This is a genomic window from Limnohabitans sp. Bal53 (assembly GCF_003063355.1).
In the GTDB taxonomy this organism is placed as follows: domain Bacteria; phylum Pseudomonadota; class Gammaproteobacteria; order Burkholderiales; family Burkholderiaceae_C; genus Limnohabitans_A.
Map to the genome: position 1 here is coordinate 145,461 of NZ_NESH01000005.1, position 19,709 is coordinate 165,169.

19 protein-coding genes are annotated in these 19,709 nt (G+C 60.4%); 10 read left to right on the forward strand and 9 right to left on the reverse strand.

Annotated elements, in window-relative coordinates; genetic code table 11:
• The 6 genes from B9Z50_RS13615 to B9Z50_RS13640 form a co-directional block, all read right to left on the reverse strand.
• Nucleotides 1-1,302: a DUF3422 family protein gene (locus B9Z50_RS13615; protein ID WP_108365225.1), complete on the reverse strand. Its 1,302-nt coding sequence runs from the start codon at nucleotides 1,300-1,302 to the stop codon at nucleotides 1-3.
• 129 nt (nucleotides 1,303-1,431) lie between these two features.
• On the reverse strand, nucleotides 1,432-2,223 hold the full coding sequence (locus B9Z50_RS13620) for a c-type cytochrome (RefSeq protein ID WP_108365447.1): 792 nt from the start codon (nucleotides 2,221-2,223) through the stop codon (nucleotides 1,432-1,434).
• Between the two features lie 22 nt (nucleotides 2,224-2,245).
• Entirely contained in the window at nucleotides 2,246-3,604 is a 1,359-nt protein-coding gene (locus B9Z50_RS13625) for an FCSD flavin-binding domain-containing protein (RefSeq protein WP_108365227.1), read from the reverse strand.
• Nucleotides 3,601-4,014, reverse strand: a complete 414-nt coding sequence (locus tag B9Z50_RS13630; protein WP_108365229.1) for a cytochrome c class I — start codon at nucleotides 4,012-4,014, stop codon at nucleotides 3,601-3,603. Before B9Z50_RS13630 ends, B9Z50_RS13625 begins: the two co-directional genes overlap by 4 nt.
• An 18-nt stretch (nucleotides 4,015-4,032) precedes the next feature.
• A complete protein-coding gene (locus B9Z50_RS13635) occupies nucleotides 4,033-5,259 on the reverse strand; it encodes a hypothetical protein (protein WP_108365231.1) in 1,227 nt (408 codons plus the stop codon).
• Nucleotides 5,260-5,263: 4 nt separating this feature from the next.
• A complete protein-coding gene (locus B9Z50_RS13640) occupies nucleotides 5,264-6,631 on the reverse strand; it encodes a c-type cytochrome (protein WP_108365233.1) in 1,368 nt (455 codons plus the stop codon).
• Nucleotides 6,632-6,915: 284 nt separating this feature from the next.
• Here B9Z50_RS13640 and B9Z50_RS13645 point away from each other — a divergent pair, with 284 nt between their 5' ends.
• The 9 genes from B9Z50_RS13645 (at nucleotide 6,916) to fba (ending at nucleotide 16,574) form a co-directional block, all read left to right on the forward strand.
• On the forward strand, nucleotides 6,916-7,641 hold the full coding sequence (locus tag B9Z50_RS13645) for an HAD-IA family hydrolase (RefSeq protein WP_108365235.1): 726 nt from the start codon (nucleotides 6,916-6,918) through the stop codon (nucleotides 7,639-7,641).
• Nucleotides 7,638-8,324, forward strand: a complete 687-nt coding sequence (rpe, locus tag B9Z50_RS13650; RefSeq protein WP_108365237.1) for a ribulose-phosphate 3-epimerase — start codon at nucleotides 7,638-7,640, stop codon at nucleotides 8,322-8,324. Before B9Z50_RS13645 ends, rpe begins: the two co-directional genes overlap by 4 nt.
• 50 nt (nucleotides 8,325-8,374) lie before the next feature.
• Nucleotides 8,375-9,472 carry a class 1 fructose-bisphosphatase gene (locus B9Z50_RS13655; RefSeq protein WP_108365239.1) on the forward strand — a complete coding sequence of 366 codons (1,098 nt, stop codon included), beginning with the start codon at nucleotides 8,375-8,377 and terminating at the stop codon, nucleotides 9,470-9,472.
• A 42-nt stretch (nucleotides 9,473-9,514) separates the two neighbouring features.
• A complete protein-coding gene (locus B9Z50_RS13660) occupies nucleotides 9,515-10,399 on the forward strand; it encodes a phosphoribulokinase (protein ID WP_108365241.1) in 885 nt (294 codons plus the stop codon).
• Between the two features lie 16 nt (nucleotides 10,400-10,415).
• Nucleotides 10,416-12,512 (forward strand): transketolase, encoded by a 2,097-nt coding sequence (gene tkt, locus B9Z50_RS13665; RefSeq protein ID WP_233249876.1) that lies wholly within the window; start codon nucleotides 10,416-10,418, stop codon nucleotides 12,510-12,512.
• Between the two features lie 27 nt (nucleotides 12,513-12,539).
• Nucleotides 12,540-13,205, forward strand: a complete 666-nt coding sequence (gene gph / locus B9Z50_RS13670; protein ID WP_108365243.1) for a phosphoglycolate phosphatase — start codon at nucleotides 12,540-12,542, stop codon at nucleotides 13,203-13,205.
• Between the two features lie 69 nt (nucleotides 13,206-13,274).
• On the forward strand, nucleotides 13,275-14,282 hold the full coding sequence (gap, locus tag B9Z50_RS13675) for a type I glyceraldehyde-3-phosphate dehydrogenase (protein WP_108365245.1): 1,008 nt from the start codon (nucleotides 13,275-13,277) through the stop codon (nucleotides 14,280-14,282).
• 13 nt (nucleotides 14,283-14,295) lie between these two features.
• The gene (locus B9Z50_RS13680; RefSeq protein WP_108365247.1) at nucleotides 14,296-15,492 is read left to right on the forward strand and encodes a phosphoglycerate kinase; all 1,197 of its coding nucleotides are present in this window, start codon (nucleotides 14,296-14,298) and stop codon (nucleotides 15,490-15,492) included.
• 41 nt (nucleotides 15,493-15,533) lie between these two features.
• A complete protein-coding gene (fba, locus tag B9Z50_RS13685) occupies nucleotides 15,534-16,574 on the forward strand; it encodes a class II fructose-bisphosphate aldolase (RefSeq protein ID WP_108365249.1) in 1,041 nt (346 codons plus the stop codon).
• Nucleotides 16,575-16,717: 143 nt separating this feature from the next.
• Here the strand turns inward: fba and B9Z50_RS13690 are convergent, their stop codons facing one another.
• Nucleotides 16,718-17,341: a bifunctional 2-polyprenyl-6-hydroxyphenol methylase/3-demethylubiquinol 3-O-methyltransferase UbiG gene (locus tag B9Z50_RS13690; protein ID WP_108365251.1), complete on the reverse strand. Its 624-nt coding sequence runs from the start codon at nucleotides 17,339-17,341 to the stop codon at nucleotides 16,718-16,720.
• Between the two features lie 34 nt (nucleotides 17,342-17,375).
• On the reverse strand, nucleotides 17,376-17,867 hold the full coding sequence (locus B9Z50_RS13695; protein WP_158270687.1) for an Rrf2 family transcriptional regulator: 492 nt from the start codon (nucleotides 17,865-17,867) through the stop codon (nucleotides 17,376-17,378).
• 119 nt (nucleotides 17,868-17,986) lie between these two features.
• Between B9Z50_RS13695 and B9Z50_RS13700 the strand changes: the two genes are divergently transcribed.
• On the forward strand, nucleotides 17,987-19,003 hold the full coding sequence (locus tag B9Z50_RS13700) for a MerR family transcriptional regulator (protein WP_108365255.1): 1,017 nt from the start codon (nucleotides 17,987-17,989) through the stop codon (nucleotides 19,001-19,003).
• Here B9Z50_RS13700 and B9Z50_RS13705 read toward each other — a convergent pair.
• Complete coding sequence (locus B9Z50_RS13705) at nucleotides 18,968-19,528, reverse strand: demethoxyubiquinone hydroxylase family protein (protein WP_233249877.1); 561 nt, start codon at nucleotides 19,526-19,528, stop codon at nucleotides 18,968-18,970. The two genes, B9Z50_RS13700 and B9Z50_RS13705, sit on opposite strands and share 36 nt — an antisense overlap.
• Nucleotides 19,529-19,709: the final 181 nt, after the last annotated feature.

Sequence of the window (19,709 nt, forward strand, 5' to 3'; positions counted from 1 at the left end):
TCAGTGCTCTTGGTGCAGCTTGTCGTGGATGCGCTTGTTGGTGCGCCAGACCAGCCACAGCACCAGGGGGACAAATGCGCCTGCGGCCATTTCGGGATGGATGGGCAGGCCTGCGGCCTTGGCGGCTTTGCCCAGGTAGAGCAACAAGCTGATGACGTAATACGAGATGGCCGCGATCGACAGGCCTTCCACTGTGGTTTGCAAGCGCAGTTGAAGCGCCTGGCCTTTGGTGAGTTTTTCCAGCAATTGGCTGTTTTGCTCTTCCGTGGCGATGTCCACACGCGTTCGCAGCAAAGCACTTGTGCGACTGATGCGCTCGGACAGCGAGGACAGTCGCTGCCCCGTGGCAGCCACCGTGGCCATGGCGGGCGACAAGCGCCGTTGCATGAATTCACCGATGGTCTGCGTGCCGCTGATGGGCGACTCGCGCAGCTCCGCAATGCGCTCGCGCACCAACTTGTTGTAAGCGGCGGTGGCAGCAAAGCGAAACGCATGTTCGGCGGTGATGAGTTCGACCGATGCGGCCAGACCGATCAGGCGGTCCAGCATGTTTTGGTCTTGTGCGGCCTTGTTTTGCAAGGCTGCGGTGATGTCGGCGAGTTCGCGCTCAGCCTGACCTAATTGCGCACCCACGGCTTTGGCCACAGGCAAGCCTCGCAGGGCCATCAGGCGATAAGTTTCCAGCTCAAGCAAGCGCTGGGAAATGCGGCCACCACGGGTGTCACTGGTGGATTCGGGGGCCAGCACCAAGATGCGCTCAAAACCACTGGGGCGCAAACGGAAATCCGTCACTACCAGCGAGTGTGCGGGATTGCCCATGCGCGAGGCGACCACGGTGTGTTCGCCAAACCAATGTCGAGCTTTGCGCAAGGATTTCTGGGGGTCGATCAGGTCATCGTGCAGCATGATGAGCTTGACAGCCGCGAAGGTGCGCCCGGGAATGGCGGCCAGCCAACCGTCAGGCAAGGCCAGGAAGGACAACAGTTCTGGGTCCTGTGCCTCGAGGCCCGCGTCTTGAGGCAGCGGCTGTACCAGCGAGTAGCGGGTGAATTCGGTGTGCCGCTCCCACTTGAGTGTGTAGGCCCCCAGGCGCAAGCGAACAAAGTTGCCTTGCATGTCCTCGAGCTTCAAATCGGGTTGGAGTCGCTTGAGGTGCTCACACTCCTGCTCGCGGCTGACCCCGTTGTTGAACACACCCACCAAGACGATGAAAGCTGGCAAGCGGATGCGGGCGCTCGGTCGGGCATGCACCTCGTTGTGCAGCGCAATGCGCAAAGGATCATCTACTGGCAGGGTATTCATGGGAAGCTCTGGTGGGCTGTTCAGGGACGGGTGTTCATTCTATCGATGGGGTTGAGGGGTCTACAACTGATGAGCTCGCCTGTGGCATTCCTCCCATCAAAAAGCTTGTGTCGAATGACGCCAGCCGCCTCAGCGTTGCGCCGGCAAGTCGGCGTAGTAGGTGGCCAGGGCTTCGATTTCTTCGCGGCTCAAGCGCATGGCAAACGTGCGCATGCCTTGGGCGGCGTCGTTGGTGCGGTGGCCGGTTTGGTAGTCGAGCATGGTGCGCACAAAGTACAGCGGGTTTTGGCCAGCCAACGCAGGCGCTTCCAGCTTGCCGCCCTGGCCACGCGTGCTGTGGCAGCTGGCACAGGGGGTGATGAGGCGCGATGGATCGCCTTTGCGCACCAGTTGTTCGGGGTTGATCTTGGCCACGGGGCGGGGGGTGCCATCGCCTTGTGGGGCTTTTTGTACCGCGTAATAAGCACCCACATCGGCGATTTGTTGCGGCGTCATCATCACAGCGATGTCGTGCATCAACTCGGCGCCCTTGTTGTTGACGTGGCGGCGGTCGCGGTAGTCCATCAACATCTTGGCGGTGTAGGCGGCTTTTTGGCCGGCCAAGTGGGGCCAGTTTTGGGTGGGGGCCACGCCGGTTTCGCCGTGGCACGAGGCACAAAACATCTGCTGGTTGACCACACGACCACGTTCGGCGTCGCCTTTGGGCAAGGCCGTCAAGGCCGTGCGCAAGGTGGCGGGCGTCCAAGCCGCCGCCGCTGGGGCCTGGGTTTCAGACGCGCGCGAGGGGCTGGCCACCACACCGACCACCAAGGCCGCGGCCGCGGCCACGGTGAACACCTGGCGCGCACGGCGTGCCCAACCGTCGGTCACGGCGGTGAGCTCTTGCAAGTAAGGATCGTGGGAATGAGGATCTTGTGTCATGTTGCGTTCCAGCATCTTCATCTCAGGCAAAGCAATCGGCGGTGAAGGTGCGCAACCAAGCTTGTTGGTAGCGCGCACCGAGCTTGATCTGCGCGGGGGTGGCGTTCAGGGGCAGGTAACGGCCTTTGCCGTTGATGCGACCGATCTTGCCGTCGGCCTGGATCTTGAAGACGTCGGCCACGAACAGGCCGTAGTCTTTGCCGGCCAAGGCGTAGCAGGTGTTTTCCCACAGGGGTTCGGGCGCGGTTTTGCCAGCCAGCTCTTCCACGATGGCGCGTGCCACCACCTTGGCTTGGGTGTTGGCCGAGAAGCCGCTCTTGGGCATGGCGTCGGCGATGCTCGCGTCGCCAATGACGTAGACGTTGGGCACCAAGGTCGAGGCAAAGGTGCGACGCTGTACCGGGCAAAAACCGCTGCTGTCGGCCAGCCCCAAAGTGGCGGCCACTTGACCGGCTTTCATGGGAGGAATGACGTTGATGACGTCGGCCTTGATGGTCTCGCCTTCGGTTTCGATGCGCATGTTTTTGGCATCGATCTTGAGCGTGCGGCCACCGTCTTTGCCGCGCACCCAGCTCAGCATGCTGGGCTTGCTGTGTTGGGTCATCTCGACTTGGCTCGACATTTTCTGCACGTAGTCGTCGGGCAGGTTGAAGTTGTACAAGCGGTTCCAGCCCAGCATCATGGTCTCGTCGGTGACGAAGCTGTCTTTGGGGTCAACGATGATGACCTTGGCCGTGGGGTTGTGCTTGGCAAACCACTCTGTCATGAGCGCAGCGCGCTCGTAGGGGCCGGGCGGGCAGCGGTAGGGGTTGGGTGGCGCGGCCAGCACAAAGGTGCCGCCTTGGCGCATGCCTTGGAGCTGCTTGGCCAACAAGGCGGTTTGCTGACCCGGGATCCAACCCGAAGGCACCGATTGGTTGGCCACGGCTTCGCTGTAGCCTTCGTAAGCGCTGTACATCAGCTGAATGCCAGGCGAAACGATCAGGCGGTCATAGCCGATTTTCTTCTTGCCCAGGGTGCTGATTACCCGCGCTTGTGGGTCGAGGCCAGTCACGGTGTCGAACACAAACTCAATGCCATAGCGGCTCTTGAGGCCGTCGTAGCTCACATTCAGATCGTCCATCTTGGCGTGCTGGTTGAGCACTTCGGATGAACCGTAGGGGCGCACATAGACCGGGTTCTTTTCGATCACGGTCACGCGCAGTTGCGGGTTGAACAGCTTGAGGTATTTGGCGGCGGTGGCACCACCGACACCGCCACCGACGATGACGATGTGGGCGGCGTTGTTGGCAAATGCCAAGCTGGGTGCAGCGGCCACGGACAAGAGGCCCAAGGCCTGGGTGAGCCATTCTCGGCGAGACGTGTCGTGCGTGGGGTTCATCGTTGCGCTCCTTGTGCTTCAAAAAACGCGCCCATGCCTTTGAGGTCTTCATCACTGAAGCCCTTGGCCACGTAGCCCATCAGGGTCGCGGGGCGGCGGCCTTCGCGGAAATCGATCATGGTCTTGACGAATTGGCCAGCGGGCATGCCCGCAAGCGGCGCAAACGATTCGTCGCCCAACTGGCCGTTGGTGCCGTGGCACGCCGCGCAGCTGTGGGCCATGGTGCTGGCCGGCACGGGCGCGCTGTTGGGCACGGGTGCTGGCGCAGGGGCGGCGGCGTTTTGTGCCAAGGCACGCGCGGTCAGAGAGGCCACCACGGTGGCGCTCAGGGCGATCATCACGCTCCAAGCCACCACGGTGCGGCGCGTGCCGCGCGGCAAGGCGCGGACGGGGGTTTGCTTTGTGTTCATGTGTTCACTCCAGGGCGATCAACGCGCCCAGACCCAAAAACCGATGGCGAAATACGCCACCGTCCAGGCCACCAACAGACTCACCGACCATTGGCCCATGCGGGTCACCGCGGGGCTGGGGGTGTAGACACCGTCTTTGTGTTGACCGGCTTGCCACGCCACGGTGAGCAAGTAAGCCAGCGTGGTGCCGCCGATCACCGCAAAGGTGACGAAGAACAAGACCGTGCTGTACCAGTCCATGTTGATGCGGTAGTCCATCGCGTCGTAACCGTGGCTGCCCAAGAGCGTGACGAAGCGCAGCACTTCACGCGCCGCACCGACCACGATCAAAGCCACCGCACCGGCGCCAAACACGGCATAGCCCCAGACACCACGGTCCAGGCGTGCGCGCAAAGCCAGGGGCATGGCCACCACGGCCAACAAGGCCGCCACGGCCAGCCACATCCACACGGAGCCGGCGAACCACTGCATTTTTTCGGGCAGGGTCATCATCCAAGCCGCGCCGATCAGCACACTGACCACACCGCCGATGACCATCAAGCGCTGGGCCAAGCTCAGCACAAAACCCAAATACGCCGCGTCGGTTTCTTTGGCGCCTTGCAGGTAGCGGCGGTAGGCCAACAACCAGGCACCGGTGACGGGCGCGGACAAAGCGATGAAGAACAAGAAACGCGCCATGTGCCACTGGTGCAAGCTGTGGCCGCTGGGGTCAATCTGACCACCGGGGGCGTACCACTCGATCCAACGCTCGGGGTAGAACATCTGGTTGCTCAAGCTGTGCACGATGAAGCCCACCGCCAACAAGAGCACGATGGACAAGACCATCCAATAGCCACCACGGCCACCGTCGGCCACGATGTCGTGGTTCTTCCAGTAGAAGGCGTACATGGCGATGTAGCCACCGATGAGCAAGACGATGAAGCCGATCACCCACCAAGCCGACAAAACGTTGGACGTGTACCAGAAGGGGTCGTAGACCACCTGCACGAACAGCAGCGGGGCCACACCGATCACGATGGCCACCGAGACGGCGATCTTGGCGGTCACGAGCATGGCGCTGGCCAAGCGGCGCCATTTCACATCGGCTTGGAAGGCGCCGCGCAAGGTCAACGTGGCCGCACCGAGCATGACCTGCACCGCTGCGATGTGCAGGGCGAAGGTGAGCACACCCAAGATCAGGAAGATCACCGGGTGCGAAGGCACACCCGCTTGATCGCGCAAGGCGTAGAGCATTTCAGGGGTCATGGGTTTACTCCTTGGCCTGCACCGCTTGCACTGAGGCGAGTGGCTTGGCAATGGACTGGATGAAGGCGGCCAAGGCACGCGCTTCGACGTCGTTCAACGGCACCTGGGGCATGTACAAGGTGTTGCCACCCGACAAAGCGGCTTGCAAGTACGTGGCGACGTCGGCTTCGCTGTGGGTGCCCACAAAGTATTGGGCCAAGGGACGCATGCCGGTGCTGGAAAGCGAGTGGCAGTTCGAGCAAGTGGCCAAGGCCAAAGCACGACCGGCTTCCACGCGGTTGGCGTCCGTCACGGTGCGCAGGTGCTCGGGCATGAACACATGGGTCTTCAAGAAACCGTGGGCTTCGATGGTCGGGATCTCGGACTTCACGCCCATGCCGGGCACGTCGCGACCCACGACTTGGTTGGAGTAGACGTACTGACCGGCCACCCAAGGCTTGCGGATGGACTCGCGCGCCACCTCTTCGGGCCACAGGCCAAAGACCAAAATCACCACCGTCATCACACCGGCCAAGCCCGAGACGATGGCCCGGGGCTGCACCAAGGTGAGCAAGAAGTAAGCGATGGTGCCGCCCACTGCGGCCATCAAGGCCATGGGGAAGTGCGCGGGCAAGCGGTTTTCCAACACCACTTCAGCGGTTTCGGGCAAGGTGGCCAAGTACCACTGCAGCATGAGCGCGCCAATGACCGCAGCGGCCATGCCCAGCACGGCCAACTGGCGGCCGATCTGTTTTTTCACCGCCAGGTCTTTGAAGCTACCGACCACAATGCCACCCACCACGGCGGTGATGGTGAACATAAAGGCCGTGCGCATGCCCAGCTGCGCAAAGGTGTTGGGGCCAAAGAAGGCGTTGAGCACACCACCGGTCTCGGTCCAGTTGGCGTTGCCCGGCCACATCATGAAGCTCAAGATGCCCACGATCACCAACATGGTGGTGTAGGAGGTCAAGCCAAAGATCACGGCGATGCGGGTGTGGGTTTTGACGTCGATGCGACCTGCCAAATAGACCAGCATGTAGACGCCCACCACCTCGATCACAAAGAACACCCACTCGGTGGCCCACATCCACACAAAACTGTGGATCAGCGCCGAGATCCCGCGCGGGCTGGCCACCGTGGTGGCGAACCAAATGCCGGGGCCGGTGATGGAGCCCAAGACGTAACTGAACACCAGCAAGAACAGGCCGTAGCGCCTGATGAATTCGAGCAACTCGGGTTTGTTGTGGCGGTGTGCGTGGTTGGCCAACCAAGCAAAGAAGATGGCCGCGCCGACCGAGGTGTGTGAGAACAGCACGTGGATGGTGGCAATCAAGCCCACCACCCAACCACTGCCCACGCCCGGTTCGAACCAAGTGGGGTAAAGACCGATCATGTGTGAGACGTCCCAAAGTTGAGTACTCGTGTTGAAGCATTAAACGTGCCGAGTCGTTTAGCTTGCCTTCTCAAGCGCGCAAAGGGTAGGCGTGTTGGTTGACTGTCAAAATTGGCGGTCAATTGGGTGATTTGGCAGTTACTTTGGCATATTCATCTGAATGAGAGGTTCGCACCCGAATACGTTAAGCCATTGCTTAATTAATCGATTGCCAATATTGAATTGTCCTGAGCCTCAGACCTTTTTAAAGTGGAGCCCTTCTTCCTCACGAAGGGCTCCACCCCATGCTCCAAGCACTGATCTTTGATGTCGACGGCACCTTGGCCGACACCGAAATGGCCCATTTGGCAGCGTTCAACCACGCCTTTGCAGAGATGGGGATGGACTGGCGCTGGGATGTGCCGCTGTACACCCGCTTGTTGGCCGTCTCAGGCGGCAAAGAGCGCATCAAGGCGTATTGGCAAACCCTGGGGACCCAGCCCAAGGACATCACGGGTGCGGGCATGCAGGAGACGATTGATCACCTGCACGAGATCAAGACCGCCGCTTACGAGCAAGCCGTGCAAGACGGTGCGGTGCAGATGCGCCCCGGGGTGCTGGCGCTGCTGTCAGCGGCCAGTGCGGCGGGGCTCAGGCTGGCCATTGCCACCACCACCTCGCCCGTCAACATCGCGGCTTTGCTGCGACAAGCCATCGGTCCAGATTGGAAGTTGAATTTCTCGGTCATCGAAGACGCTTCGACTGCACCGCGCAAAAAACCCGATCCGATGGTCTACCAGCAAACCCTGTCCCGCCTTGGGCTTGCGCCAGAGCATTGCCTGGCGTTTGAGGATTCCGAAAACGGTCTGCACGCCGCTGTGGCCGCAGGTTTGTCAACGGTCATCACCCCCAACGATTTCACTGCCGATCACGATTTCAAAGGCGCATTGCGCATTGTCCCCAGCCTCGATGGCGTGGGGCTGGCGCAGTTGCGTGAATGGCACCAATCCGCTTTCAAGGCCACCGCATGAGCACCGTCCGCATTGCCCCCTCCATCTTGTCCGCCGACTTTGCCCGTTTGGGCGAAGAGGTCCGCGCCATTGAAGCCGCAGGCGCGGATTGGGTGCACTTTGACGTAATGGACAACCATTACGTGCCCAACCTCACCATTGGCCCGTTGGTGTGCGAGGCGATCCGCCCGCATGTCCAGATCCCGATCGATGTGCATTTGATGGTCGAGCCCGTAGATGCGCTGGTGCCCTTGTTTGCCAAGGCCGGGGCCAACATCATCACCTTTCACCCCGAAGCCAGCCGCCATGTGGACCGCACTTTGCAAATGATCCGCGACCACGGCTGCAAAGCGGGCCTGGTGTTCAACCCGGCTACGCCGCTGGAGTGGATGGACCATGTGATGGACCGCTTGGACGTGGTCTTGCTCATGAGCGTCAACCCTGGTTTTGGTGGCCAAAAATTCATCCCCTCGACCTTGCCCAAGCTGCAAGCGGCCCGCCAGCGCATCAACACCCATGTGGCCCGGGGTGGTCAGCCCATCGTGCTGGAGGTGGACGGCGGCGTGAAGACCGACAACATCGCCCAGATCGTGGCGGCCGGTGCCGACACCTGCGTGGCGGGCAGCGCCGTGTTCGGTGCGCCCGACGCCGATGGGGGCTATCGGGGTGTGATGCAAGCCCTCAAGCAAGCCGCTGTGCCTTGAATTGAATTCCGAATTCCAGAATTTTTAAAACTTCAGAGAGTGTTGACCCCATGTCCTTGAGCCCCCGCACCACACCCACCTTGACGCAGTACCTGATCGAAGAGCGTCGCCGTTATCCCGATGCCAGTGGTGACTTCAATGCCCTGATTTTGGATGTGGCCATGGCCTGTAAAGCCATCGCCAAATCGGTCGCCTACGGCGCTTTGGCCGACATGTATGGCAACCACGCGGCTGATGCAGGCGGCAGCATCAACGTACAAGGCGAGACTCAGAAAAAGCTGGACGTGGTGAGCAATGAATTGTTCATTCGCATGAACGAGTGGGGCGGTCATTTGGCGGGCATGGCCTCTGAAGAAATGGATTTGCCCTATGACATTCCAGCGCAACACCCCCGGGGCAAATACCTGCTGGTTTTTGATCCGCTGGATGGCTCCAGCAACATCGATGTGAACGTGTCGGTGGGTAGCATTTTCAGTGTGCTGCGTGCACCGGATGCCACCGCCGAAGGCGGGCCTTTGACCGAGGCTGATTTCTTCCAGCCGGGAACCCGCCAGATTGCTGCCGGTTACGCCTTGTATGGCCCCACCACCATGTTGGTGCTCAGTGTGGGCAATGGCGTGGCGGGTTTCACGCTGGACCCGGTGATGGGCGAGTTCATGCTGACGCACCCCGAATTGCGCGTGCCCGAAGACACCCAAGAGTTCGCCATCAACGCCTCCAACAGCCGCTTTTGGGAAGCCCCGGTCAAGCGCTATGTGGACGAATGCCTGGCCGGTAAAACCGGCCCGCGTGGCAAGGACTTCAACATGCGCTGGATCGCCTCCATGGTGGCCGAAGCCCACCGCATTCTGATGCGCGGCGGTGTGTTCATGTACCCCCGTGACACCAAAGATCCGAGCAAGCCCGGCCGTCTGCGCCTGCTGTACGAGGCCAATCCAGTCGGCTTCATCATGGAACAAGCCGGTGGACGCGCCAGCACGGGACAGGTGCCCATGTTGAGTGTGCAGCCCACCAGCTTGCACCAGCGCATTGGCCTGGTGTTTGGCTCCAAAAACGAGGTCGAGCGCATCGAGCGTTACCACGCCGAGCCGCCCAAGCAAGACAGTTTTGCACCGCTGTTTGCCGAACGCAGCCTGTTCCGGGACTGAGCCCGATTTCAAAACGATTGAAAAAACAACAAGGAGATTCCCATGTCTGAACGCCACCCCATCATCGCCATCACCGGTTCTTCGGGCGCAGGCACCTCAACGGTGACACGCACGTTCTCGAACATCTTCCGCCGCGAAGGCGTGAAAGCGGCCATCATCGAAGGCGACAGCTTTCACCGCTTTGACCGCAAAGAAATGAAGCAACGTGGCGCTGAAGCTGAAAAAGATGGCAACAAACATTTCAGCCATTTCAGCGCCGAGAACAACCTGTTTGGCGAAATTGAAAATCTGTTTCGCACCTACGGCGCCACGGGTCAGGGCAAGTCACGCAAATACCTGCACAACGCCGAAGAGGCCGCGCCTTATCAACAAGACCCCGGCACGTTCACACCCTGGGAAGACTTGCCGAACGACACCGACATGCTGTTTTACGAGGGCTTGCACGGCGCCGTGGTCACGCCCGAGCACAACATCGCGCAGCACCCCGACTTGCGCGTGGGTGTGGTGCCCGTCATCAACCTCGAATGGATTCAGAAACTCTGGCGTGACAAGCATCAGCGCGGCTACAGCACAGAGGCCGTGACCGACACCATCTTGCGCCGCATGCCCGACTATGTGAACTACATCGTGCCGCAGTTTGAGCACACGCATGTCAATTTCCAACGAGTGCCTTTGGTCGACACCTCCAACCCCTTCATTTCGCGCGACATTCCGTCGGCCGATGAAAGCGTGGTGGTGATCCGTTTTGCCAACCCCAAAGGCATCGACTTTCCCTACTTGCTCAACATGATCAATGACTCTTGGATGAGCCGTGCCAACACCATCGTGGTGCCCGGGGGCAAGATGGAAATCGCCATGCAGCTGATCTTCACGCCTTTTGTCTGGCGGATGATGGAGCGCCGTAAACGTGCGCTGGGTCAGGTTTGAAGCGGAGAAAAAGCCCATGAACACCGTTGAAAAACACCCCACTCCCGAGATGGCGCGCCGCATGGCCAACGCCGTGCGCATGCTGGCCGTTGACGCCGTCGAAGCCGCCAAGTCTGGCCACCCCGGTGCCCCTATGGGCATGGCCGACATCGCCGAAGTGCTGTGGAACCGGCACCTGAAACACAACCCACTCAACCCGCAATGGGCTGACCGCGACCGTTTTGTGTTGTCCAACGGCCACGGCTCCATGCTGATTTATGCCTTGCTGCACCTGACAGGTTACGACCTGCCTTTGGATGAGCTGAAAAAGTTCCGCCAACTGCACAGCAAGACCCCTGGCCACCCTGAAGTGGACATCACGCCTGGCGTGGAAACCACCACCGGCCCACTGGGCCAAGGCATCACCAACGCCGTGGGCATGGCGCTGGCCGAAAAGCTGCTGGCCGATGAATTCAACCGCGAAGAAGACGGTCAGCGCCTGGACATCGTGGACCACATGACCTATGTGTTCCTGGGCGATGGCTGCCTGATGGAAGGCATCAGCCACGAGGCTTGTTCGCTGGCGGGCACCTTGCGCCTGTCCAAACTGGTGGCGCTGTACGACGACAACGGCATCTCGATCGATGGCCATGTGGAAGGCTGGTTCACGGACGACACGCCCAAGCGCTTTGAGGCCTATGGCTGGAACGTGATCGCCAAGGTGGATGGGCATGACCCGCAAGCGGTCAACGCCGCCATCGAAGCGGCCAAGGCGCAAGCCCACAGTGCGAACGGCAAACCCACGCTGATTTGCTGCCAAACCGTGATCGGCATGGGTTCACCCAACAAAGCGGGCACCCACGATGTGCACGGCGCAGCGCTGGGCGCTGCCGAAGTGGCCGCCACCCGCGAAGCGCTGAACTGGCCTTACGCGCCCTTTGAAGTGCCTGCCGATGTGGCCACTGCATGGGATGCCCGGGCCAGTGGCACACGGGCCGAAAGCCAATGGCGGGAGCGCTTTGCCACCTATCAAAGTCGCTACCCGGAAGAGGCGGTTGAATTTGAGCGTCGCATGAAAGGCGACTTGGGTGAGGCCTACGCCCAGGGGCTGGCAAAAGCTTTGGCGGCCATCGTGGCCAAACCCGATGCCGTGGCCACCCGCAAAGCCAGCCAAAATGCGCTCGATGTGTTGGCCCCCTTGTTGCCCGAGTTTTTTGGCGGCAGCGCCGACCTGACGGGCTCCAACCTGACCAACTTCAAAACTTGTACCAAAGCGGGCCGCGACACCTGGGGCAACCACCTCTCGTATGGCGTGCGCGAGTTTGGCATGGCCGCCATCATGAACGGCATGGCGCTGCATGGGGGATACATCCCTTATGGCGGCACATTCCTGACGTTCTCGGACTATTCGCGCAATGCCATCCGCATGGCAGCGCTCATGAAAAAGCGCGTGATCCATGTCTTCACGCACGACTCGATTGGGTTGGGCGAAGACGGCCCCACGCACCAAAGCGTGGAGCATGTACCCAGCTTGCGCATCATCCCGGGGCTGGATGTGTGGCGCCCCGCCGATGGCTTGGAAACGGCTGTGGCCTGGGCCTGTTCGGTGGAACGCCGCGATGGCCCGAGCGCTTTGGCGCTGTCGCGCCAGAACCTGCCGCAGTTGTTGACCGACGCCGCCGATGCGGCCAAGGTGCGCCAAGGCGGCTACATCCTGAGCGACATGCCGGGGGCCCAAGCCATCATCGTGGCCACAGGGTCCGAGACCTCTTTGGCCATGAAAGCGCAAGCCGAACTGGCCACCCAAGGCGTGGCCACACGGGTGGTGTCCATGCCCTGCACCAATGTGTTTGACCGGCAAAGCGAGGCTTACCAGGACATGGTCTTGCCGTTGGGTTTGCCCACCGTGGCGGTGGAAGCCGCGCACCCGGATTTTTGGCGCAAATACGTGGGCCGTACCGGCATGGTGATTGGTATGAACAGCTTTGGTGAGTCGGCTCCGGCCCCTGCTTTGTATGCGCACTTTGGCATCACCACCGAGCGCGTGTGTGAAGCGGTACGCACCCTGGTGCATCGCCACACCCACCGCCAGGCTCAAGCTCTGCCCGCGCACATCGTGCCTTCCGACAATTGAGATGCCAGCCCACTGGAAAGAGAAAAAATGCCAACACCACAAGCCTATTTTTTTGACCTCGACGGCACCTTGGTCGAGACCGCGCCCGAAATCGCCGACGCAGTGAACGACACCTTGCGCTATTTCGATTGGCCCGAGGTATCACAACAGCAAGTCAACGACTGGATCGGTCACGGCACCAAAGAGCTGTTGATTCAGGCGCTGGCCAGCGTCACCCAGACCCCGGTGGCCGCCGTGCGGCAAGGGGCTGACCTGAAGCAGGCGCTGCCGATTTTTGACCGCTACTACCAAGACCGTTGTGGCACACGCAGCAACCTGTACCCACAGGTGCGCGAAGTGCTCGCGGCGCTGCGTACGCGAGGCTGCAAGCTGGCGGTGGTGACCAACAAGGAAGGCCGCTACACCGACACGGTGCTGCGCGTACACGGGCTTCATGAGGCCTTTGATGTGGTGGTCAGCGGCGACACCTTCCCAGTCAAAAAGCCCGATCCCACCAGCGTGGTGGACTGCTTGAAGCGTTGGGACCTGAAGGCCACACAAGCCCTGTTTGTGGGGGACTCGTCGATCGACGCTGCAACTGCTCGCAATGCGGGTGTGCCCGTCTGGTTGCTGCCCTATGGCTACAACATGGGCGAGTCGGTGCACACGTGCTCACCTGACCGCGTCATTGAGGATTTTTCGGCGCTGTTGTGAAGCATGTGCCGGGCCATCTTGCCTTGATTTTTATTTTGAACTGAAAGACAGAGAAAGAGAGAACTTTTCATGACCATTCGCATCGGTATCAACGGATTTGGCCGCATCGGCCGCATGGTGTTTCGCGCCGTCACGCAAGAAGCTGAATTCAAAGACATTGAAGTCGTTGCGATCAACGACTTGCTCGAGCCCGACTACTTGGCTTACATGTTGCAGTTTGACTCGGTGCACGGCCGCTTCGATGGCTCTGTGGCCGTTGACGGCAAAGACCTCGTGGTCAATGGCAAAAAGATCCGATTGACCGCTGAGCGTGACCCCGCCAACCTCAAGTGGGGCGACGTGGGTGTAGACGTGGTGGTGGAAGCCACTGGCTTCTTCTTGACCGGTGACACCTGCCAAGCACACATCAATGCGGGCGCGAAAAAAGTGGTGCAGTCTGCGCCTTCCAAAGACGACACCCCCATGTTCGTCTACGGCGTCAACCACAGCAGCTACGCAGGCCAAGCCATTGTGTCGGCCGCGTCTTGCACCACCAACTGTTTGGCTCCTGTGGCCAAGGTGCTCAACGACAACTTCGGCATCAAACGCGGTTTGATGACCACGGTACACGCCGCCACTGCCACCCAAAAAACCGTGGACAGCCCTTCGAGCAAAGACTGGCGCGGTGGCCGCGGCATCTTGGAAAACATCATTCCCTCCAGCACTGGTGCGGCCAAGGCTGTGGGCGTGGTCTTGCCTGAGCTGAACAAAAAGCTCACCGGCATGGCCTTCCGTGTGCCGACCTCCGACGTGTCGGTGGTGGACTTGACGGTCGAGCTGAACAAAGAAGCCAGCTACGACGACATCTGCAAGGCCATGAAAGCCGCCTCCGAAGGTGCACTCAAAGGCGTGTTGGGTTACACCACCGACAAGGTCGTGTCCACCGACTTTCGCGGTTGTTCCATGCCCTCCATTTTTGATGCCGACGCGGGCATCGCTTTGGACAAGACCTTTGTCAAGGTTGTGGCATGGTACGACAACGAGTACGGCTACACCTGCAACATGATGCGCTTCGTCAAGCACGTCGGCACCCATTGATCGGGAGGCAGACATGCATTTCCTGCGATTTTCTGATGTGTGCGCCAACGGCTTTGCCGCCGGCAAGCGCGTGTTCATCCGAGCCGATCTGAACGTGCCGCAAGCCGACGACGGCAGCATCACCGAAGACACCCGCATCCGCGCCAGCGTGCCTTGCATCCAGATGGCATTGGATGCCGGTGCGGCCGTGATGGTCACGAGCCACTTGGGCCGCCCGACCGAGGGTGAGTTCAAGCCCGAAGATTCGCTGGCCCCTGTGGCCAAGCGACTGAGCGAGTTGCTCGGCCGCGACGTGCCGCTGGTGGCCAACTGGGTCGGCGGTGTGGACGTGCAGCCCGGCCAAGTGGTCTTGCTCGAGAACTGCCGCGTCAACAAAGGCGAGAAGAAAAACGACGAAGCCCTGTCGCGCCAAATGGCCGCGCTGTGCGATATCTATGTGAACGATGCCTTTGGCACCGCGCACCGCGCCGAGGGCACGACCCACGGCATCGCTCGCTTTGCGCCCATCGCCAGCGCCGGCCCTTTGCTGGCCGCTGAGATGGACGCGATTTCCAAAGCTTTGGCCGCGCCCAAACGCCCACTGATTGCCATCGTGGCGGGCTCCAAGGTGAGCACCAAGCTGACCATTTTGCAAAGCCTGGCCAAGAACGTGGACGGTTTGATCGTGGGTGGCGGGATCGCCAACACCTTCATGCTGGCCGCCGGCCTGAAGATCGGCAAGAGCTTGGCCGAGCCCGACTTGGTGGGCGAGGCCACAGCGGTCATCGCCGCCATGAAGGCACGCGGTGCCGAGGTGCCGATCCCGACCGATGTGGTGACGGCCAAGACTTTCAGCCCCGACGCGGTGGCCACGGTCAAGCGCGCCACGGACGTGGCCGACGACGATCTGATCCTGGACATCGGCCCAGAGACCGCCGCCAAACTGGCCGCGCAACTCATGAAGGCCGGCACCATCGTGTGGAACGGCCCCGTGGGGGTGTTCGAGTTCGCGGCCTTCGAAGGCGGCACCAAAGCCATTGCAGACGCCGTGGCCCAGTCCAGTGCGTTCAGCATTGCTGGTGGTGGCGACACCTTAGCGGCGATCGCCAAGTACGGCATCGAGAATGACGTGGGCTACATCTCCACGGGCGGCGGCGCTTTCCTCGAGGTGCTCGAAGGCAAAACCTTGCCTGCGTTTGAGATTTTGAGTCAGCGCACGGCAGCAGAATGAGTTGCTGAACACTGTAGTTTTTATTTTTTTGGAGAATTTTCATGGCATTGGTTTCATTGCGCCAGGTACTCGACCACGCGGCCGAGTTTGGCTACGGCATTCCCGCTTTCAACGTCAACAACCTCGAACAGGTGCAGGCCATCATGGAGGCGGCGCAAGCCACCGACAGTCCAGTCATCTTGCAAGCTTCTGCCGGGGCCCGCAAATACGCGGGTGAGGCGTATTTGCGCCATTTGGTGCTGGCCGCCATTGAGACGCACCCTGACATTCCGGTGGTCTTGCACCAAGACCACGGCGCCACGCCCGCGCAGTGCCAGCAGTCCATCCGTTCGGGCTTTTCGAGTGTGATGATGGACGGCTCGCTCATGGCCGACGCCAAGACGCCCGCCAGCTACGAGTACAACGTGGGTGTGACACAAAAAGTCTGCGAGATGGCCCATGCTGTGGGCGTGTCGGTCGAGGGCGAATTGGGATGCCTCGGCTCTTTGGAAACCGGCGAAGCGGGTGAGGAAGACGGTGTGGGTGCCGAAGGCAAACTCAGCCACGACCAGATGCTGACCGACCCAGAACAGGCCAAGGATTTTGTGGCCCAAACCGGTGTGGATGCGTTGGCCATTGCGATTGGCACCAGCCATGGCGCGTACAAGTTCACCCGACCACCTACAGGCGACATCTTGGCCATGGACCGCATTGCTGCCATTCACGCGGCCATTCCCAACACCCACTTGGTGATGCACGGCAGCTCCAGCGTGCCGCAAGAGTGGTTGCAGATCATTCGCCAATATGGCGGCGACATCAAGGAAACCTATGGTGTGCCAGTTGAAGAGATCGTGCGTGGCATCCAAAGCGGTGTGCGCAAGGTCAATATCGACACCGACATCCGTTTGGCCATGACCGGTGCCATGCGCCAGGTGTTTGCACAACAGCCTTCGGAGTTCGATCCACGCAAAGCTTTGGCCGCTGCGAAAAAAGCGGCAGCGGGCATTGTGAAGGCCCGTTTTGAGGCTTTTGGCTGCGCTGGCCAGGCCCACAAAATCCGCCCTGTCAACCTCGATACCATGGCCGCTCGTTACACGGCATGAGACAGATCAATGCGAATGAAGTGATTTCTTATACAGTTAAATGATCGTGGTTAAGGGTGTGTTTGGTACTCACATCCTGATTGGGGGGCTCTGTCACAGGAGCCCCCTTTTTTTACAAAGTCCCCAATGCCGCCAGCAGCAAGTCAACCCAGGCGCTTGCGCGCGGTCAGACCCAGCAGACCCGACATGCCCTGGTGTCCTGTGCCTTCGTTGATCTCGGCCTCGTAAGTGCGCAGGTCCAGGATGTCCAGTTCGCCAAAGGCGTCCAGCATCAGGGATTCGTCATACAGGTGCGCCAATTTGCCGGGGCCGCCCGTGTTGAAGTCCAGCTGGCGCGGCGTGTAGCCCTGGATGATCAGGGTGCCACCGGGCTTGAGGCTGCTGAGCATGCGCGCAAACAGGGCAGCCCGCTCCTCGGGTGTGGCGAACTGAAAAAAGATGCCCACCAAGTTGTCGTAATGCGCAGGCTGCCAGTCAAACGACTGCCAGTCGCTGCAAACAAAGTTCACGGCCACTTGACGGTTTTGGGCCAAAGCATGGGCTTTGCGGATGGCATTGTCCGAAAAATCAAAGGCGTCGACCTGCAGGCCTTGTTGCGCCAACCACACGCCGTTTCGGCCCTCGCCATCGGCCACGGCCAGCGCGTTGCCGGGTGACAGGTGCGCCGCTTGGGATAACAAATACGCATTGGGCGCTTCGCCAAAGACATAGTGCTCGGCAGCAAAGCGTTGGTTCCAGGTTTGTTGGGGGTTGTTGAATGTACTCATGGGGGTTTCCTTCCTGCGGCAAGGCTACCAGAACCTACACCGCCATGTGCCACTGAAACACCGAGTTGGGGGCCTTGGGCAGCAGGGGGGTGGCCAGGGGTTTGAACTTGAAGCGGTTGATGACAGGTGTTTCAACGTGTGTTTGAAGTGACTGCACAGGTACAAAATCGGACAAAGCAGCCTGGCTCAGCGTGTCGACGATCACCTTTTCAAGTCCCCACTCGTAGTCAGCAGCCTCAATGGCTTGTTCATCGCCGCCTTGTTGAGTCAGGGTGGGTTCAAAAACAGACGCGATGTCCCACATCGTGATCAGCGCCAGGTCGCCCCGGATTTCATAGCCGCCGCCCGGGCCTTTGCGTGACGTCACGATTTGATGGTCTTTGAGCGGTTTGAGGATGCTTTCCAAATTGGAGACGGACAGATGCAGCCGCTGGGCCAATTCGGTCGTGGAGACGCGGCCCAAGTTTTGCTGCGCAGCGATGAATACGCACACATCCATGGCGTTGATGGTTTTGTTTGAGATCATGTGTTGAACCCCCAGTGAGGAGAATTTTGCGGCCAATAACTCCTCAGATCTATGGTTTTTTGGTTTTTTAGAGTATTTCGACATAAGATCTACGCAATACCTGAACAAAGAAAGCCTCTGTGCCCCACATTCCCAGCGCTCAGTCACCGCTCTACCGCATCGGTGCCGTCTCCAAGGCCACCGACATTCCGGTCTCCACCCTGCGCATTTGGCAAACACGGTATGGGGCGTTCACCCCCGTCAAGTCCGAGGGCAACCAGCGCCTGTTTGCCGAACACGATGTGTCCAAGGCACTTTTGCTCAAACAGCTGTCGGCTGCGGGGCATGGCATTGGCAGCATTGCCCGTCTGGATCTGACCCAGTTGCGCCAGTTGTGCCACCCTGACCATCAAGCGCAGGCCCCTCAGGCCTTGGCCCAGCCCGTGTGTTTGGCGGTGGTGGGTTTGGGCTTGGCCAACCGCATCGAGTCACGACAATTTGCTGCCGTGTTGAGCCAGCACCGCATCCAAGTCACCGATGTGCTCGATGATTTGGCCGCTGCGCGTCAAGCGCCTTTGTCAGACAAGCCGCAAGTGCTGCTGATCAAGGTCAACTCCTTGCAAGACTCGGTGTTCGAGTCGATCCAGGCGCTGGTGCAGCGCCAGCCGTTTGCGCAGACCATCGTGCTCTACCACTTCGCACCCGACAAGATCGTGCAAAACATGAAGCTGGCGGGTTTGACGGTCCGCCGTGACCCGATCTCGGACAGCGAGCTGGCCGAATTGCTGCAGTCGATTTTGTTTGTGGACCGCGACCGGGCCCAAGCTTATGGTCACCAGGGCTCGGTGATTGCCGGACGTAAATACTCGGACGACACCTTGCGGCGCGTGGCGGGCATTTCCACCAATGTCTTGTGCGAGTGCCCCAAGCACGTGGCCGAGCTGATCGCGCAGCTGGCCAGTTTTGAGGCCTACAGCCAGGAGTGCCTGAACAAGAACACCGAAGACGCCCATCTGCATTCGTATTTGCGCGCCATCTCCGGCTCCGCCCGCAGCTTGTTTGAAAACGCTCTCGAAAAAATCGCGCAACACGAGGGCATTGATTTGCGTGAAGCCGCCCCGCTAAACGCGCCGGGCCAAGACCACCGCAGCCGCTGAGCCCGAGCCGACCACCACACACCACAGGCGCAGCAGCCAGGGGGTGTGCGAGCCTGCCAGGGCTGCGGCTTCGTCGCGGTGGTGCTGTTCGTCGGCTTGGCAGCGCAGCAGTAAAGGGAGCAGGCCTTCGGGGCCGCCGTGCACCTGCAGGTGGTCTATTTGCTGTTGGTAATGCACATCCACAAAGGTCTCGACCGCGGCGATGGTGCCGTACACGGCGCGGCGGCCGAACAGCGCGGGCAGCGCCCCGGTCAGCCAACCCGCCAAGCGCCAAGGCAGCAGCAAGCGACTCGGGGAGTAAGCGGGCAACCAAGATTCGAGCAGTCGCAGGTGTTCGGCTTCGGTGTCGCCGTGTTCTTTGGCAAAGGCCAGCAACTCGGCATCTTTGCGCCAGCGGGCCACGGCCCTGATGCCCTGGTAGATGTAGACGGCCCCAGTCTCGCCCGCGTGATCGGAGCGCAGTTCGCGCACCATGTGCCGAGACAGTTGGCTAGAGAGTGCTTGAGTGTGTGCTGGCAGATTCACGGCATGTCTTTGTTGTCGGTCTTGTCTGGATCTGGATCTGGATCGCATCCTATAGGTCAAGCTGTGACCTTGGACCACTGGGGCCCATTGGGTTGAATCGGAACGGAGATTTCCCGAAAGGTTTTGCCTTTTCGAGGTCACTGAGGGTCAACCGAGGTGGAAATATAATTTGCCGCTGATA

Bases quoted from the DNA above. Each gene is read 5' to 3' on its own strand.
- B9Z50_RS13620 (WP_108365447.1), bottom strand. From the start codon at position 2,223: ATGACACAAGATCCTCATTCCCACGATCCTTACTTGCAAGAGCTCACC.
- gph (WP_108365243.1), top strand. From the start codon at position 12,540: ATGCCAACACCACAAGCCTATTTTTTTGACCTCGACGGCACCTTGGTC.
- B9Z50_RS13695 (WP_158270687.1), bottom strand. From the start codon at position 17,867: ATGATCTCAAACAAAACCATCAACGCCATGGATGTGTGCGTATTCATC.
- B9Z50_RS13630 (WP_108365229.1), bottom strand. From the start codon at position 4,014: ATGAACACAAAGCAAACCCCCGTCCGCGCCTTGCCGCGCGGCACGCGC.
- fba (WP_108365249.1), top strand. From the start codon at position 15,534: ATGGCATTGGTTTCATTGCGCCAGGTACTCGACCACGCGGCCGAGTTT.
- B9Z50_RS13655 (WP_108365239.1), top strand. From the start codon at position 8,375: ATGTCCTTGAGCCCCCGCACCACACCCACCTTGACGCAGTACCTGATC.
- tkt (WP_233249876.1), top strand. From the start codon at position 10,416: ATGAACACCGTTGAAAAACACCCCACTCCCGAGATGGCGCGCCGCATG.
- B9Z50_RS13645 (WP_108365235.1), top strand. From the start codon at position 6,916: ATGCTCCAAGCACTGATCTTTGATGTCGACGGCACCTTGGCCGACACC.
- B9Z50_RS13635 (WP_108365231.1), bottom strand. From the start codon at position 5,259: ATGACCCCTGAAATGCTCTACGCCTTGCGCGATCAAGCGGGTGTGCCT.
- B9Z50_RS13615 (WP_108365225.1), bottom strand. From the start codon at position 1,302: ATGAATACCCTGCCAGTAGATGATCCTTTGCGCATTGCGCTGCACAAC.
- B9Z50_RS13640 (WP_108365233.1), bottom strand. From the start codon at position 6,631: ATGATCGGTCTTTACCCCACTTGGTTCGAACCGGGCGTGGGCAGTGGT.
- rpe (WP_108365237.1), top strand. From the start codon at position 7,638: ATGAGCACCGTCCGCATTGCCCCCTCCATCTTGTCCGCCGACTTTGCC.
- B9Z50_RS13625 (WP_108365227.1), bottom strand. From the start codon at position 3,604: ATGAACCCCACGCACGACACGTCTCGCCGAGAATGGCTCACCCAGGCC.
- B9Z50_RS13680 (WP_108365247.1), top strand. From the start codon at position 14,296: ATGCATTTCCTGCGATTTTCTGATGTGTGCGCCAACGGCTTTGCCGCC.
- B9Z50_RS13690 (WP_108365251.1), bottom strand. From the start codon at position 17,341: ATGAGTACATTCAACAACCCCCAACAAACCTGGAACCAACGCTTTGCT.
- gap (WP_108365245.1), top strand. From the start codon at position 13,275: ATGACCATTCGCATCGGTATCAACGGATTTGGCCGCATCGGCCGCATG.
- B9Z50_RS13660 (WP_108365241.1), top strand. From the start codon at position 9,515: ATGTCTGAACGCCACCCCATCATCGCCATCACCGGTTCTTCGGGCGCA.